The 14,078-nt window shown below is 65.9% G+C and carries 15 protein-coding genes; 6 read left to right on the top strand and 9 right to left on the bottom strand.

The annotated features are described in order from the left end of the window. Positions 1 to 3: 3 nt before the first annotated feature. Together JWJ88_RS09865 and JWJ88_RS09860 are read right to left on the bottom strand one after the other, a co-directional pair. Entirely contained in the window at positions 4 to 1,854 is a 1,851-nt protein-coding gene (locus JWJ88_RS09865; protein WP_240200153.1) for a tetratricopeptide repeat protein, read from the bottom strand. A 95-nt stretch (positions 1,855 to 1,949) separates the two neighbouring features. After that, complete coding sequence (locus JWJ88_RS09860; RefSeq protein ID WP_205293897.1) at positions 1,950 to 3,596, bottom strand: electron transfer flavoprotein-ubiquinone oxidoreductase; 1,647 nt, start codon at positions 3,594 to 3,596, stop codon at positions 1,950 to 1,952. A gap of 278 nt (positions 3,597 to 3,874) precedes the next feature. On the opposite strand from JWJ88_RS09860, the gene greA reads away from it, so the two are divergent. Then, positions 3,875 to 4,345: a transcription elongation factor GreA gene (greA, locus tag JWJ88_RS09855; RefSeq protein WP_205293896.1), complete on the top strand. Its 471-nt coding sequence runs from the start codon at positions 3,875 to 3,877 to the stop codon at positions 4,343 to 4,345. 18 nt (positions 4,346 to 4,363) lie between these two features. Further along, positions 4,364 to 5,320 (top strand): RAD23 family protein, encoded by a 957-nt coding sequence (locus JWJ88_RS09850; RefSeq protein WP_205293895.1) that lies wholly within the window; start codon positions 4,364 to 4,366, stop codon positions 5,318 to 5,320. Here the strand turns inward: JWJ88_RS09850 and JWJ88_RS09845 are convergent. Then, positions 5,317 to 5,904, bottom strand: coding sequence for a GNAT family N-acetyltransferase (locus JWJ88_RS09845; RefSeq protein ID WP_205293894.1), 588 nt, complete (start codon positions 5,902 to 5,904; stop codon positions 5,317 to 5,319). The genes JWJ88_RS09850 and JWJ88_RS09845 overlap by 4 nt on opposite strands. A gap of 74 nt (positions 5,905 to 5,978) precedes the next feature. Here JWJ88_RS09845 and JWJ88_RS09840 point away from each other — a divergent pair, with 74 nt between their 5' ends. Both JWJ88_RS09840 and JWJ88_RS09835 read left to right on the top strand, forming a co-directional pair. Continuing rightward, positions 5,979 to 6,755: an AzlC family ABC transporter permease gene (locus tag JWJ88_RS09840; protein WP_205293893.1), complete on the top strand. Its 777-nt coding sequence runs from the start codon at positions 5,979 to 5,981 to the stop codon at positions 6,753 to 6,755. Continuing rightward, the gene (locus JWJ88_RS09835) at positions 6,752 to 7,084 is read left to right on the top strand and encodes an AzlD domain-containing protein (protein WP_205293892.1); all 333 of its coding nucleotides are present in this window, start codon (positions 6,752 to 6,754) and stop codon (positions 7,082 to 7,084) included. Before JWJ88_RS09840 ends, JWJ88_RS09835 begins: the two co-directional genes overlap by 4 nt. On the opposite strand, the gene JWJ88_RS09830 is transcribed toward JWJ88_RS09835, so the two are convergent. From JWJ88_RS09830 to JWJ88_RS09815, 4 genes are read right to left on the bottom strand one after another with little or no spacing between them, the layout of a single operon-like run. Beyond that, entirely contained in the window at positions 7,069 to 7,716 is a 648-nt protein-coding gene (locus tag JWJ88_RS09830) for a hypothetical protein (RefSeq protein ID WP_205293891.1), read from the bottom strand. The genes JWJ88_RS09835 and JWJ88_RS09830 overlap by 16 nt on opposite strands. A gap of 23 nt (positions 7,717 to 7,739) precedes the next feature. Further along, complete coding sequence (locus JWJ88_RS09825; RefSeq protein WP_205293890.1) at positions 7,740 to 7,892, bottom strand: aa3-type cytochrome c oxidase subunit IV; 153 nt, start codon at positions 7,890 to 7,892, stop codon at positions 7,740 to 7,742. Between the two features lie 59 nt (positions 7,893 to 7,951). Then, on the bottom strand, positions 7,952 to 8,974 hold the full coding sequence (locus tag JWJ88_RS09820; protein ID WP_205293889.1) for an MBL fold metallo-hydrolase: 1,023 nt from the start codon (positions 8,972 to 8,974) through the stop codon (positions 7,952 to 7,954). Continuing rightward, positions 8,971 to 10,662, bottom strand: coding sequence for an acyl-CoA dehydrogenase (locus JWJ88_RS09815; protein WP_205293888.1), 1,692 nt, complete (start codon positions 10,660 to 10,662; stop codon positions 8,971 to 8,973). Before JWJ88_RS09815 ends, JWJ88_RS09820 begins: the two co-directional genes overlap by 4 nt. Positions 10,663 to 10,776: 114 nt before the next feature. On the opposite strand from JWJ88_RS09815, the gene JWJ88_RS09810 reads away from it, so the two are divergent. Then, the gene (locus JWJ88_RS09810; RefSeq protein WP_205293887.1) at positions 10,777 to 11,754 is read left to right on the top strand and encodes an L-threonylcarbamoyladenylate synthase; all 978 of its coding nucleotides are present in this window, start codon (positions 10,777 to 10,779) and stop codon (positions 11,752 to 11,754) included. On the opposite strand, the gene JWJ88_RS09805 is transcribed toward JWJ88_RS09810, so the two are convergent. Continuing rightward, positions 11,731 to 12,303: a YqgE/AlgH family protein gene (locus JWJ88_RS09805; RefSeq protein ID WP_205293886.1), complete on the bottom strand. Its 573-nt coding sequence runs from the start codon at positions 12,301 to 12,303 to the stop codon at positions 11,731 to 11,733. The two genes, JWJ88_RS09810 and JWJ88_RS09805, sit on opposite strands and share 24 nt — an antisense overlap. 109 nt (positions 12,304 to 12,412) lie before the next feature. Here JWJ88_RS09805 and JWJ88_RS09800 point away from each other — a divergent pair, with 109 nt between their 5' ends. Further along, on the top strand, positions 12,413 to 13,195 hold the full coding sequence (locus tag JWJ88_RS09800) for a protein-disulfide reductase DsbD domain-containing protein (protein ID WP_205293885.1): 783 nt from the start codon (positions 12,413 to 12,415) through the stop codon (positions 13,193 to 13,195). Here the strand turns inward: JWJ88_RS09800 and JWJ88_RS09795 are convergent. Then, positions 13,192 to 13,995 carry a uracil-DNA glycosylase gene (locus JWJ88_RS09795; RefSeq protein ID WP_205293884.1) on the bottom strand — a complete coding sequence of 268 codons (804 nt, stop codon included), beginning with the start codon at positions 13,993 to 13,995 and terminating at the stop codon, positions 13,192 to 13,194. The two genes, JWJ88_RS09800 and JWJ88_RS09795, sit on opposite strands and share 4 nt — an antisense overlap. Positions 13,996 to 14,078: the final 83 nt, after the last annotated feature.

Raw genomic sequence — 14,078 nt, 5'->3', positions numbered from 1 at the left:
GGCTCAGTCGACCTTGGCCGGTTCTTGTTCCGGCTCCGGCGGCGGGGGCAATTTGCCGCCATTGGCCTTTTCTTCCTCAAGCACCGCATCGAGGCCGCGTTCCAGCTTGGTGCGGATACGGTGCGCCTCTTCCTCGGTTTCTGGCTTCAGCGACAGGGCGCGGTGCCATTGGATTTCGGCTTCGCGCTTGCGACCAACCATCCAGTAGATGTCGCCCATATGGTCGTTGACCAGCGAATCGCTGGCCATGGCCGCCACTGCGCGTTCCATCGGCGCCACGGCCTCGGGGTAGCGGTTGAGGCGGAAATAGGCCCAGGCCAGCGAGTCGAGGATATAGCCGTCATCGGGACGCAGTTCGACCGCGCGCTGGATCAGTCCCAGTGCTTCGTCCAGCTTTTCGTTGCGGTCCACCAGACTGTAACCCAGATAGTTCAGCACCTGCGCGGAATCCGGACGGATTGCGAGGGCGGCGCGAAAATCCGCTTCGGCCTTGGCAAATTGTCCCGATCTTTCCAGCGCGATGCCACGGGCATAAAGCGGGAACCAGCGCGCTTCGGCATTTCCGTCGGCGATCAGGTTCAGCGCCTTGTCGTAAGCCGGCACCGCCTCGCTGAACTTGTCCTGCTGGCGCAGCATGTCGCCAAGCGCGATCCAGCCCTGGGCCAGTTCGGGATGGGCGTCGGTCAGCGCCAGCGCGGCTTTTTCGGCGTCCGGCAGCCGTTCGGCGCGGGCCAGCGCGTCGATGCGCGTCAGCTCGGCGACGGGGCGCATGTCGCCAAGCTGGCGGAGGGCTTCGAATTCATGTTCGGCCAGGTCGAACTGACCGAAATCCTGCAACAATTGCGCTGCCAACAGACGCGCCTCGCCCAGTTGGGGGGCCAGATATTCGGCCAGACGGGCATGGATCAGCGCCAGCGGATCGGGATCATCGTTGGTGGCCAGAACCGAGGCGAAGGTCAGGAACACCTGCGCCATGCCATCTGCCGGTCCGCGCAGCGAATCGAAGGGCAAGGTTTCGCCCCGCGCCATGCGGTCGCGCAGCGCGACAAGATAGGGCTCTTCGGTCAGGCCGGGCGTCGCCTCGAGCATGGCGAGTGCGTCCTTGTTGCGTTCGAGTTGCGACAGCACCTGCGCGCGGGCGATGATGCCCAGGATATGCGCGCCCGTGGCCGGATCGGCCAGCAACAGTTCCGCGCCTTCGAAATCGCCGACCCGCGCCTTGGCAAGCGCCAGGTGATAATTCACCATCGGCGCCGCCCCGCGCAATTCGGCCAGCTTCTTGAAGGCGGTCAGTGATTCGCCGGCCTTTCCGGCACCCAGCAGCGCCCATGCGCGCATCATGCCGTCGATCAGCATGCCGCCGCCGGGGGTGCCGGCATCGTCCTCGGGCGAGGGGGCGGTGTCGATGGACTCGATCAGCGCATCCCAGCGTCCGGCGTGGGCCAGCTCGGCGCGCTGTACCAGCCGCGCGAGTTCGGTGGCGCGACCCTGATCGGACATGGTGCCGGCCAGTGCGGTGGCGCGCTCCATCTCTCCGGCAGCGATCAGCGCGACGAGGGCGCTGTCTTGCAGAAAGGCATCGCTGTCGTCATGGGCCAACGCCTGCAGGTAATACCGTGCGGCGGTGGAAAAGTCGTTCTGGATGGCGGCCAGCCGTCCGGCCAGGTAGGGGCCGGACAGTCCGCGCACGTCGGGCGCCACTTCGTCCGGGCGATGCGCCGGCCGCTCGCTGTGCGGGGCGTCGGGCGTTTCTGCCTGCGCAAGCGAGGGTGCGGCCATGGCTACGCCCAGAGGCATCGGCAGCGGCGCGGCGGTCAGCGCGATCAGCGCCAGCGGGAGCAATCTTGTGGTCACGACTTGGGCCCATGTCTTGGCGATTTGCGCCGCGACCCTAGCCGGCGCGGCGCCATTGGGCAACGCTGCGACCGGGGCGGCGCCGGCCAGCGCGATCACATATTCGGGTAGTTTGGCCCATCGCCGCCCTGCGGGGTTGTCCAGTTGATGTTCTGGCTGGGGTCCTTGATGTCGCAGGTCTTGCAGTGGACGCAGTTCTGGAAGTTGATCTGGAACTTCGGCCCCTCAGGCGTTTCCAACACCTCATAGACCCCGGCCGGGCAGTAACGCTGCGCCGGCTCGGCATAAAGCGGCAGGTTCACCGCGATCGGGATCGAGGGGTCCTTCAGCTTCAGGTGGCAAGGCTGGCTTTCCTCGTGGTTGGTAAAGGAAAACGCCACGTTGGTCAGCCGGTCGAAGCTGAGCTTGCCGTCGGGTTTGGGATAGTCGATGGGTTTGAAATCGGCGGCCTTGCCGGTGGCCGCGGCGTCGGATTTGCCGTGTTTCCAAGTGCCTAGCGGGTTCCACCCGGTCAGGTTCGCCACCCACATGTCCATGCCGCCCAGCATCAGGCTGGCGGTCAGGCCCAGCTTGGACCACAGCGGCTTGACGTTGCGCACCGGCTTCAGGTCGCGGGCGATGGGACCGCTGCGCACATCGGCCTCGTAATCGGCAAGCTCGTCGCCCTCGCGGCCCGCGGCGATGGCCGCCGCCGCCGCCTCGGCCGCCGCGATGCCCGACAGCATGGCGTTATGATTGCCCTTGATGCGCGGCACGTTCACCAGCCCGGCCGAGCAGCCCAAGAGCACCGCGCCCGGCACCGAAAGCCTGGGGATCGACTGCCAGCCGCCCTCTGAGATCGCCCTTGCGCCGTAAGCCACGCGCTTGCCGCCCTCCAGCAGTTCGGCGACCAGCGGATGATGCTTGAAGCGCTGGAACTCCATATAGGGGTAAACGTGGGGATTGGCATAGTTCAGGTGCACGACAAAGCCGACAAGCACCTGATTTCCTTCCAGATGATAGATGAAGCTGCCGCCGCCGGCATTCTTGCCCAAGGGCCAGCCCATGGTATGCGTCACCGTGCCGGGGCGGGCCTTGGCGGGGTCGATTTCCCAGATCTCTTTCATGCCGAGGCCGAATTTCTGCGGATCAACGCCGGCCGAGAGATCGTATTTGCCGATCAGCTCCTTGGCCAGCGAGCCGCGCACGCCTTCGGCGATGAAGACGTATTTGCCGCGCAGTTCCATGCCGGGCTCATAGGCCGGGCCGGGGGTGCCATCGGCGTTCAGCCCCATCTCGCCGGCCACGACGCCGGCGACGCGGTCGCCCTCGTAGACCAGTTGCGAGCAGGCCATGCCGGGGAAGATCTCGACCTCCAGCGCCTCGGCCTGTTCGGCCAGCCAGCGACAGACATTGCCCATGGAGACGATATATTTGCCGTGGTTCGACATCAGCGGCGGCATGGGCCAGTTCGGGACCCGGATCTGGCCATGCGGGCCGAGCAGGTAAAAGTTGTCCGAGGTGACCTTGGTGGTGATCGGGGCGCCCTTGTCCTTCCAGTCCGGGATCAGCCGGTCGAGGCCCGAGGTGTCCAGCACCGCGCCTGACAGGATATGCGCGCCGATCTCGGAGCCCTTTTCCAGCAGCACCACCGAAAGCTCGGGGTTGACCTGCTTCAACCGGATCGCCGCCGACAGCCCGCTGGGACCCCCGCCGACGATAACCACGTCGTATTCCATCGACTCGCGCTCAATTCCGGACATGGCTTGGCCCCCAACTTTCCCTAGCTCGACAATTCGCGCGCAAGACCTAGCGCGTAATATTCTTGCGGGCAATCGTAACGCGACGCACGATAATCAACTCGCGACGTTTTGTCGGCGGGCTGTTGCGGATCCTATTCGGCGGGACTTGAAACAGGGACCGGATCGCGCCACGATGCTTTTCGGATTTTCAGCGGGCGCCCCTGGCCAATGGTCGGGGGCGTTCCAACACCTTGTTTCGCGTTGATTGGCGTCGCACGGTTGCGACCGGAAGGACTGGAATGGAAAAGATACCGATGACCCGCGCGGGCTATGACCAGTTGGACGAGGAACTGCGCGAACTGCGCTCTGTCCAGCGTCCGGCGGTGATCCGTGCCATCGCCGAGGCGCGCGAGCATGGCGATTTGTCGGAAAATGCCGAATACCATGCCGCGCGGGAAAAGCAGAGCTTCGTCGAAGGCCGTATCAAAGAGCTGGAGATGATCATTTCCCGGGCCGAGGTCATCGATCCGGCAAAGCTGAACGGCAGCATCAAGTTCGGCGCCACCGTTACTCTGCTTGACGAAGATACCGAAGGTGAACGGACCTATCAGATCGTCGGCGAGGCCGAGGCCGATCTGGAACGCGGGTTGCTGAACATCCGCTCGCCCTTGGCGCGCGCCCTGATCGGCAAGGACGAAGGCGACAGCGTCGAAGTGGTGACGCCGGGGGGTGGAAAATCCTATGAGATCATCTCGATCCGCTATGTCTGACCGGGTAGGGCTGGGCGCATGAGTTCGCTTGATCCGCTGCGCCGGCTGGCTGTCGAACAGTCCCGCGACCGTTTGCTGACGATCGGCGCGGCAGTCAGCCTGGCGTGGTTGGCGCTGGTTGGGCTTTTCGCGTTTTTCGGGCCCGAGGGCGAAGGGCAGGGTGCGGCCGGCTGGATTGTCTGGCTGGTGGGCGTGCTGTTGCCTCTGGCGTTGATCTGGCTGGCTGTCTGGTCCGCGCGCAGCCTGCTTTCGCTGCGCCAAGAGGCCGAAGACCTGCGCGCCATGCTGACCCGGATGCAAGAGCATGATCCCGCGTCGCAGCCCGAGGCGGTGATCGAGCCGCGTGCGACCCCGCACCCAGCCGCCGCCGCAGTCCCGCGTAGCCCGCTTCCGCCCGCGCCGCGTCCGACGGCGGATACACGGCAGGCCACGCTGGAGCTTGATTCGCCGCCCGCGACCGAACTGACCGCCACCGAGCTGTTCTATGCCCTGAACTTTCCCGACGGACCCGAGGACCGAGAGGCGATTCGCTGCCTGCGGCTGGCGCTGGCCGATCCGGGCATGGCGCGTCTGATCCGGGCCGCGCAGGATGTGGTCACCTTGCTGGCCGGGCAGGGCGTTTACATGGATGAGCTTGCGGTCCCCCAGACCGACCCCGCCCTGTGGCGCCGCTTTGCCGAAGGTGCGCGCGGCGAATCGGTCGCCGCGCTGGCGGTGATTCGCGACGAGACCGCCTTGGCCAGTGCCGGGGCGATGCTGCGCGGCGATGAGGTGTTTCGCGATGTCGCACATCATTTCCTGCGCCACTTCGACCGGTTGCTAAGTCGCAAGGCACAGGACAACGGCGATCCGCAATTGCTGGCCGCGCTGGCCGAGACCCGCTCGGGCCGGGCATATGTGCTGCTGGCGCAGGTGACGGGCATGCTGGGTCGTGCGGACGCGCAAACCGACGATGGTGACGAGACGCTGCGCTAAGCCGTCAGGCGCAGCACATGGGCAGGCGCGGACCACGGCCAGCCCAGTCTTTGACGGGCTTGCGGCTGAAAGCCCATCGCTTGCCATGCTGCCAGAGCACCATGATTTCGGGCCTCGACCTCGGCAAGCAGGGCCGGGTGGCCAAGCTGGCGGGCATGGGTGGTGGCGGCGGTAATCAGCGCCCGCGCGATGCCCTGCCGACGGTATTGCAAATGCACGGCGATTCCGTCCAGCACAAGGTCCGCAGTTTCGGCCCCGGGCCGAAAAAGCCCTGTCGCCAGATGATGCAGCCGCCCCTGCAGCGGACCCCAGACCGTGACAAAGCTGTCGGTGCCGGGCTCCAGAAAGCCGCCTGTCGCGTCGCGCAGGCCGGCCATCCCCACAAGCCGCCCCGAGGGCGATACCGCCACCAGCGCCCGTTGCGGTTGCATGGCGGCGCGGATCAGCGCCACGCCGCGCCGCGCCCCGACCGGTAAGGGCAGGATCTGTGCGCCGAAATGCCGCCAGAACAGCGCCGCCGCCGCCCCATGCAGTTCGGGCGGGATGCCGTGCAGGATGCAGGGTGGGGGCAGAGTTGCGGACATGAGGCTCCTTGTAACGGGTCGCGGTTTTGGCCAATGTGCCGCCAGCCATATCCGTATTACGAGCCATTTTCACCATGTCCGCGCAAGCCGAGCATTCGGCCCATCCCCGACCGACCCCCGAACAGAGCCGCGCCCTGCAGCGCAGCCCGGCACAATGTGTGCGGCATGGCTTTTTGCAGGCTCTGTCCTTTATCCTGGTAATCGTGCCCTTTGGGATGCTGTTCGGCGTGGTTGCCGCAGAGGCTGGGCTGGATCTGCCAGAGATCCTGGGCTTCACCGTGCTGGTGCTGGCCGGGGCCTCGCAGTTTACGGCGGTGCAACTTATGACCGATCACGCCCCGGCGCTGGTGGTCATCGTTTCGGCCATCGCGGTGAACCTGCGCATGGCGATGTATTCGGCCTCGCTGGTGCCGTGGCTGGGCAGGGCCAAGCCGCGCGACCGGGCCTGGATCGCCTATGTGCTGATCGACCAGACCTATGCGCTGGCGATCCAGCACTATGAAAAGCACCCGCGGCTTAGCCTTGAACAGCGGGTCGGCTATTTTCTGGGCGCGGTGCTTGCCACCTGCCCGCCATGGCTGGTGGCCACGCTGCTGGGCGTCTGGCTGGGCAAAGCGATCCCCGAGGACTGGGCGCTGGATTTCGCCATGCCGATCACATTTCTGGCGCTGATCGCGCCGATGCTGCGCAGTCCGGCGCATGTTGCGGCGGCGCTGGTGGCAGTCGTGGGGTCGCTGGTCTTTGCATTCCTGCCCTCGGGGCTGGGGCTGTTCGTGACCGCGCCTCTGGCGATGCTGACCGGGGCGGGGGTCGAAGTGTTGATGGAACGTCGCAACAGGGCTCGCATATGACCGGATACAGCACTGCTACGATCTGGCTGATCATCCTGGCGATAGCGCTGGGGACCTATGGGCTGCGCTGGTCCTTTCTTGGGGCATTCGGCAACCGGCCGATGCCGCTCTGGGCCCAGCGGCTTTTGCGCTATACGGCGGTTGGAGTGCTGCCGGCGATCGTGGCGCCGCTGGTGGTCTGGCCGGCTGCGACGCAAGGTGCACCCGACCCGGCGCGGATGATCGCGGCGGCTGTGGCAGTGGCAGTGGGGGTGACGACGCGCAACGTGCTGGCGGCCATCCTCAGCGGGATGGCCACGCTTTACACGGCGTTTTACTTCATCACGTGAAGCTGGCCGTCGCGGCCATAACCGGCGATCACACCGCTTTTCTGGCGCAACAGCACGTCGTGATTGTTGGCAGGGTCGCCGTCCATGTGCCGCTTGGAGGTCACGCCCGGCAGGGTCAGGAACCATTCCCGCAGCTTGAGGGGCGAAAAGCCGGTCGGCGCGCCTTCGAAGCCCGGCACGCGGCTTAGCGCCTTGCCGGTATTGACGGCGCAGAAGCTTTTGTTCGAGGGGCCCTGCTGTTCGACCGAGCGGATTGCCGCATCGGCAACGGCCAGCGACACCTGCACGGTGTCCTCGGCTACCCAATAGGTCGAGCGGGCGTGATAATCGATATAGAAATTCTTGAAGTTTGGCGTGATGCCGTAAAGCACGTCGCGCCGTTCCGGGATCGACGGATGTTCCCAACTGCCGGCGGGATCATAGATCACGCGCTGGCTGCCGTTGATCATCAACGCGGAATGCCCGCCTTCGCCACGCGGTATGCCGATCACGGTGAACAGCGTGATCGAGGGCGGCTCGTTCGCGACATAGCGGACTCGGCGGATCGATTCGTCGCTGGCCCATTTGTTATCGGCACCGCAGGCCGCAAGCACGGCTGGCAGCGCCAGCGCAAGGAAGGCACGCCTTTGCATATTTGATTTTTCCCCGGTCAGGATCAGGCGTTGGCCAAGGCCATGAACACCAGAATGAAGATCGTCAGGACGCTGACCCAGATCGACGTCTTGATGAAGCCGGCGAAGGTCGCCTGCTGGTGACGGATGTCCATTTCGCCATGCTTGTGTTCGGTGATTTGGTGATGCGAGACCATGATCCTGTCCGTGAACGATGCGATGCTTGGGGCAGGGATAGCGCAAGGCGGCAGGCGTGTCACGCCCCCCAAAGCACCGTGCCGGTTTCAGTCTTGCCCATTGGCCACACCTGGCCGCTTCCGCGCAGGTGGTTGATATGCCCGACCGCTTCGGCCAGGGCGAGGCCGAATTCCGGCTTGGCGATCTGGCGTCGATAAAGCAGGGGAAAGCAATCCACGACGCTTAGCGGCTCTTGCCGCAGCCCGTCCAGCAGCCGGGCAAGCGCGGCGCGTTGGTTCTCGGCCAGTTGCCGCATCCGGGTCGGCAGGCCACGATATGGCAGCTTATGACCGGGCAGGACCAGTTGATCGGCCCGGGCGAATTGCGCCAGCCTTTCGCAGCTTTCCAGCCAGTCGCCGACGGGATCGGCTTCGGGTTCGGTGGGATAGACGCCCAGGTTGGGCGAGATCGTCGCCAGCATCTGATCGCCGCCGATTACCAGATCGTCGTCCAGCGACCAAAGCGTGACGTGTTCCGGCGCATGGCCATTGCCCATGCGCACGATCCAGCGCCGCTCGCCGAAATCGATCTGCTGGTCCTCGTGCAGCCGGCGATAGCCGGGCGGCAGCGGGGCGCAGACATCGGCGCTGTTGAAGGGGCGTTCGTGGCTGCGTTCCTCGACCAGTTCGGGCGGCATGCCGGCCTGACGCCAAAAGGCGATGGCCTGAGGCGTCGGGCGTTCCTGCACGTCCAGAATCCCCATCCGCGCCATCAGCCAGGATGAGCGCGAAGTCCACAGTTCGGCCCCCTGAGCCTGAAACCAGCCGGCAAGGCCGATATGGTCGATGTGGTGATGGGTGGCGATCAGCCGTGTCACCGGCGCGCCGGCCAGCGGCCCCTTCAGGAAACCCTGCCAGAGACCACGCCCACGACGAGTGTCGAGGCCGGTGTCCACCACGGTCCAGCCATCCGCGTCGCGAAAGGCATAGGCGTTGACCGTATCGGGCTTAAAGGGCAGGGGCAGTTGGAACCAGAATACGCCGGGGGCGATCTCATGCGCCTCGCCCTCGGCCGGAGGGGTATGTGTCTCGGTGCGTATCACCCGGTCATTTGACCCGAGAGCACGGCATCGTCAAGCGCCTCCAGATCGCCCACACCGCCACGCGCCGCGGCCAGATCGGCAGCGAATTGCGGCAGGATGCGGGTGATATACAACCGCGCCAGCGCCTTGCTGCCGCCGCCGGTCGCTGCGCGCAGATGGTAATGCGCGCCCAGCACCCGGGCAAAGGCGGACAGATAGGGCACGGCGCCGGCGAAACGGTCCGCCATGTCCTGTTCCAGCAGGTCCTGCGTCGCCTCGCGCAAGGTCTCGGCGGCCTGCCAAAGCTGGTTGGCCAGATCGGGCTCGTCCGTCTGTGCGGCCTTTGCACCGTCAAGGATTTCGTCCAGCAACGCCATCGCCGCCGCGCCGCCATCGGCAAGCTTGCGGCCGACCAGATCCATGGCCTGAATGCCGTTCGTGCCCTCGTAAATGGCGGTGATGCGAACGTCGCGCAGATATTGGGCGGCGCCGGTTTCCTCGATATAACCCATGCCGCCATGCACTTGCACGGCGGTATCGGCGACGCGCATGCCGACATCGGTGCCATGCGCCTTGGCGATGGGGGTCAGCAGGGCGGCGCGTGCGGCCCATTCCTCGGACCCCGTGGCCCGGGCCATGTCCAGCGCCACGGCACAGGCCAGACAGATGGCGCGTGCGGCGAATACTTCGGCCCGCGAGACGGCCAGCATCCGGCGCACGTCGGGGTGGCGGATGATCGGACCCATCTGCAAGCGCTCGGTCGCATAGGTCACGGCCTGCTGCAACGCCGCCTCGGCCTGCGCCACGCCCTGCACGCCGACGCCCAGACGCGCCGCGTTCATCATGGTGAACATGGCGGCCATGCCTTTGTTTTCCTCGCCGACGAGCCAGCCTTTTGCGCCCTCGAAGCTCATGACGCAGGTGGGGCTGCCGTGGATGCCCAGCTTGTGTTCCAGACTGACGACGCGCAGATCGTTGGCAATGCCCGGGTTGCCATTTTCGTCGGGGATGAGCTTTGGCACCATGAACAGGCTGATGCCGCGCGTTCCCTTGCCGCCGTCGGGCAGGCGCGCCAGCACCAGATGGCAGACGTTTTCAGTCACGTCGCTGTCGCCCCAGGTGATGAAGATCTTTTGCCCGGTGACGCGATACGAGCCGTCGCCGTCGCGTTCGGCCTTTGTGGTCAGCGCCCCCACGTCCGATCCGGCCTGAGGCTCGGTCAGGTTCATCGTCCCCGACCATTCGCCCGAGATCAGCTTGGGCAGGTACAGCGCCTTCAGTTCCTCGCTGCCGTGATGTTCCAGCGCCTCGATCTGGCCCTGCGTCAGCAGCGGGTTCAGCTGCAACGCCAGGCAGCCCGAGGCCACCATTTCGTTCACCGCCATGTTCAGCGCCTGCGGCAGACCCATGCCGCCATATTCGGGGCTGGCGGCGATGCCGATCCAGCCGCCCTCGGCCAGCGCGCGGAAAGCTTCGGCATAGCCGGGGCTTGACCGCAGCTTGCCATTCTCCAGCCGCGCGGGTGTCAGGTCGCCCAAGCGGTTCACCGGCGCGATGACCTCGGTCGCCAGCTTGCCGGCTTCGGTCAGGATGGCGGTCGTGGTTTCCGCCGTCGCCTCGGCAAAGCGTTCGGTGCCGGACAGTTCCGGAAACGAAACGATCCGGTTCAGAATGAACTCGATTTGCTCGACGGGGGCTTGATAGGCCATCCGCACTCTCTCCCTCTGGCGCCTTGGCAAATCCTGCTGCGGCGCGTAACTGATGCCATGAGGTTCGATCATATTTGCGGACCCGCGTCCATCAACCACAACCCGACGTAACGAATGCAGACGCTGATTCTTGGCCATGATCCTGCGGGTGTCCGCGCCGCCGCCGAACTGCTGTCGCAGGGCGAGTTGGTCGCGATCCCGACCGAGACGGTTTACGGGCTGGCGGGCGACGCCCGCAACGCCCAGGCCGTGGCCCGCATCTATGAGGCCAAGGGCAGACCGTCCTTTAACCCGCTGATCGTGCATCTGCCGGATCTGGCGGCGGCCCAGCGTATCGCGGTCTTCGACAAAGCCGCGTTGGATTTGGCGACGGCGTTCTGGCCCGGCGCGCTGACGCTGGTGCTGCCGTTGCGCCCGGGGGCCGACATCGCCTCGCTGGTGACGGCGGGGCTGGATACGGTGGCGATTCGCGTACCCGCGCATCCTGCCGCGCAAAAGGTGCTGCGCGCCTTTGGCGGGCCGTTGGCGGCGCCCTCGGCCAATCCTTCGGGGCGGATCAGCCCGACCACGGCGGCCCATGCCGCAGATCCCGAGGACGGGCTTGGCGGGCGTATCGCGGCGGTGCTGGATGCGGGCGCCTGTCCGGTCGGGGTGGAATCGACCATCGTCAGCTGGGTGGACGGTCAGCCCGCACTGTTGCGTCCCGGCGGCATTGCGTCGGAAGAGATCGAGGCGGCGCTGGGACGGCCGCTTACCCAACCCCGGATCAATACCGACGCGCCCAATGCGCCGGGGCAGCTGACCAGCCATTACGCGCCCCGCGCCGACGTGCGGCTGAATGCCGATGCGGCCCGGCCGGGCGAGTTGCTGATCGGCTTTGGTCCCGTCGCTGGCGAAATGACGCTTAGCGAAACCGGCGACCTGACAGAGGCCGCGGCAAGGCTTTTCGATCTGCTGCACCGGGCCGATGCGCGGGGTGTGCCCATCGCCGTCGCGCCGGTGCCCGAGCATGGGCTGGGGGCCGCGATCAACGACCGCCTGCGCCGCGCCGCCGCGCCGCGTCAGGGATCAGGCGTGGCCCGCGCTGGGTGACAGCATCAACGGGTCGATGCCGATGGATTTCAGCGCCGCACGCCATTTGCCGGGGTTGTCTGTCCCGAAGATGATTTCATCGCCCCGCTCTGACGTCAGCCAACCGTTTTCCAGGATTTCCGTATCCAACTGCCCTGGTCCCCAGCCGGCATAGCCAAGCGCCAGCATGGCGGGTTGCGGCCCCTGACCGCGCGCGAAATCTTCCAGAATGTCGCGGGTGGTGGACATGGCCAGATCGTCGCTGATGCGCATCCGGTTTTCGCCCAGATCAATGTCGAGAGGCGCGCGGTGCAGCACGAAGCCTCGGCCCGGCTCGACAGGGCCGCCAAAGCGTACGGGGATGTCCAGCGCGTTTTCCTCGACCTCGATGCCAAGCTGGGCCAGCAGGTCCGAAAATCCGATTTCCGGCAGCGGCCGGTTGACCACCAGCCCCATCGCGCCATCTTCGGAATGGGCGCAGATCAGGATCACGGACTGCTCGAAACGCGGGTCGCGCATGGCGGGCATGGCGATCAGCATCTTGCCGGTCAGGTTGCTGGACTGTTCCATGATCTGCTCCGTCTCTTTTTCTTAAAGATCGGCCTTGTGCGATGTTTTCGCAAGGGACTGCCGCTAATGTGACTTCACGGCGAGGGGGCGAGGCGACTAGAACAGCGCCATGAAGACCCTCGCCCTGCTTTTCCTGACCGCCGCGCCGGCCCTGGCGCAGGACCTGCCGCCCGGACTGCTGTCCGCTACGCTTCTGCCCGGCTGGACCACGTCCGAAGGCCATCGGATGACCGCGCTGCACCTGCGGCTTGAGCCGGGCTGGAAGACCTATTGGCGCAGCCCCGGTGATGCCGGCGTGCCGCCGCGCTTTGACTGGGCGGGCTCGCAGAACCTGGGCGAGGTGCGGCTGCTGTGGCCGCGCCCCGAGGTGATCGAATCGGGTGGCGAGCGTACCTTGGGCTATCACGAAGAGCTGGTCCTGCCGATCGAGATCACCCCCGTCGTTTCCATCGCGCCGGTAGATGCGAAAGTGGTGGTCGATTTCGGCATTTGTCAGGATATCTGCGTGCCGGTGCGGGTGGAGTTGCAGGCCGAACCGGCCGGGTCCATGCCCGACCCGCTGATCGAGGCTGCCATCGCCCGCCAGCCCGAGACCTCGGACCTGCAGCCCGACTGCCATATCGCGCCCATCGCGGACGGTATGCAGGTCACCGCCACATTGCCCACGGCGGACAGCGACCGCGGCGACGAGGTCGCCATGGAGCTTGCCGATGACGAGATCTGGGTTTCGGCCCCGGAAACGCATGAGGCCGGGGGGCAACTGACGGCGCAGGCGGATTTCGTCGCCGCTTCGGGCAAGCCCTTTGCGCTGGACCCGGCATCGCTGCGCTTGACGCTGATCGGCCCTGACGACGCGGTCGAGTTTCAGGGCTGCCGCGTGGCGGCGAACTAACCTTCCAGCTTGGCCGCCAGCGACAGAAGGTCTGCCCAGGCGTCGCGCTTGGCCAAAGGTGTGCGCAGCAGATAGGCCGGATGGGCCATCGGCAGCGTCGGCAGTCCGAAGGCGGTCGTCCATTTGCCGCGCAGCTTCAGGATGCCTTGTTGGTTCAGTGCAGCGATGCAGGGCGTATTGCCCATCAGCACCAGCACCTGCGGTTGCACCAGTTCGACATGTCGGGTCAGGAAGGGCAGCATCATGGCGATCTCGGCCGGCTCGGGCCTGCGGTTGCCGGGCGGTCGCCATGTCAGCACGTTGGTGATATAAAGCGCGCGTTCCGCATCCACCGCCTCGCGTGACAGGCCGATGGCGCCGAACATCAGGTCCAGCAGTTGCCCGGCGCGGCCGACGAAAGGACGGCCCAGCCGGTCCTCTTCCTCGCCCGGAGCTTCGCCGATAATCATGACGCGCGCCGTCGGGTTGCCGTCGCAAAAGCAGAAATTGCGCGCACCCTTTTTCAGTTCGATCCCGTCGAAGGATTCCTGTGCAGTGGCCAGTTCGGCAAGGGTCGTCGCGGCGCTGGCCAAGGTCTCGGCATGGGCAACCAGATCCTTGGCCTCGTCGCGTGGCTTTGTCACGGGCGGGGCTGCGGGTTCCGGCGCAGGCGCGGCCCCGGCGCGGTCGGGTAAATCATAGCGGTCGAGCGGCGTGTCGAGACAGGGCTCGTCCGCGCCCATCTCGGCCTGCCACTGCAAAAGCGCCAGCGCCGTGTCGGCATCCAGCGCGAATCCCCTATAGGTCGGATCGGCGATCATCCGCGCAAGCTAGGGCGTGACGGGCGCACGGGCAAGACGTCGCCTGCGCCGAAAGGGTGCGTCATCGCGATTGCGACAGCAAC

This window comes from Paracoccus methylovorus (assembly GCF_016919705.1).
In the GTDB taxonomy this organism is placed as follows: Bacteria; Pseudomonadota; Alphaproteobacteria; order Rhodobacterales; family Rhodobacteraceae; genus Paracoccus; species Paracoccus methylovorus.
Note: the sequence above shows the minus strand (reverse complement) of the source record. Positions and strands in the feature narration are given on the sequence as shown.

Excerpts from the sequence above, each read along its gene's own strand:
- JWJ88_RS09830 (WP_205293891.1), bottom strand. The coding sequence starts at position 7,716 with ATGCAAAGGCGTGCCTTCCTTGCGCTGGCGCTGCCAGCCGTGCTTGCG.
- JWJ88_RS09795 (WP_205293884.1), bottom strand. The coding sequence starts at position 13,995 with ATGATCGCCGATCCGACCTATAGGGGATTCGCGCTGGATGCCGACACG.
- JWJ88_RS09815 (WP_205293888.1), bottom strand. The coding sequence starts at position 10,662 with ATGGCCTATCAAGCCCCCGTCGAGCAAATCGAGTTCATTCTGAACCGG.
- JWJ88_RS09825 (WP_205293890.1), bottom strand. The coding sequence starts at position 7,892 with ATGGTCTCGCATCACCAAATCACCGAACACAAGCATGGCGAAATGGAC.
- greA (WP_205293896.1), top strand. The coding sequence starts at position 3,875 with ATGGAAAAGATACCGATGACCCGCGCGGGCTATGACCAGTTGGACGAG.
- JWJ88_RS09845 (WP_205293894.1), bottom strand. The coding sequence starts at position 5,904 with ATGTCCGCAACTCTGCCCCCACCCTGCATCCTGCACGGCATCCCGCCC.
- JWJ88_RS09840 (WP_205293893.1), top strand. The coding sequence starts at position 5,979 with ATGTCCGCGCAAGCCGAGCATTCGGCCCATCCCCGACCGACCCCCGAA.
- JWJ88_RS09810 (WP_205293887.1), top strand. The coding sequence starts at position 10,777 with ATGCAGACGCTGATTCTTGGCCATGATCCTGCGGGTGTCCGCGCCGCC.
- JWJ88_RS09805 (WP_205293886.1), bottom strand. The coding sequence starts at position 12,303 with ATGGAACAGTCCAGCAACCTGACCGGCAAGATGCTGATCGCCATGCCC.
- JWJ88_RS09800 (WP_205293885.1), top strand. The coding sequence starts at position 12,413 with ATGAAGACCCTCGCCCTGCTTTTCCTGACCGCCGCGCCGGCCCTGGCG.
- JWJ88_RS09850 (WP_205293895.1), top strand. The coding sequence starts at position 4,364 with ATGAGTTCGCTTGATCCGCTGCGCCGGCTGGCTGTCGAACAGTCCCGC.
- JWJ88_RS09860 (WP_205293897.1), bottom strand. The coding sequence starts at position 3,596 with ATGTCCGGAATTGAGCGCGAGTCGATGGAATACGACGTGGTTATCGTC.
- JWJ88_RS09835 (WP_205293892.1), top strand. The coding sequence starts at position 6,752 with ATGACCGGATACAGCACTGCTACGATCTGGCTGATCATCCTGGCGATA.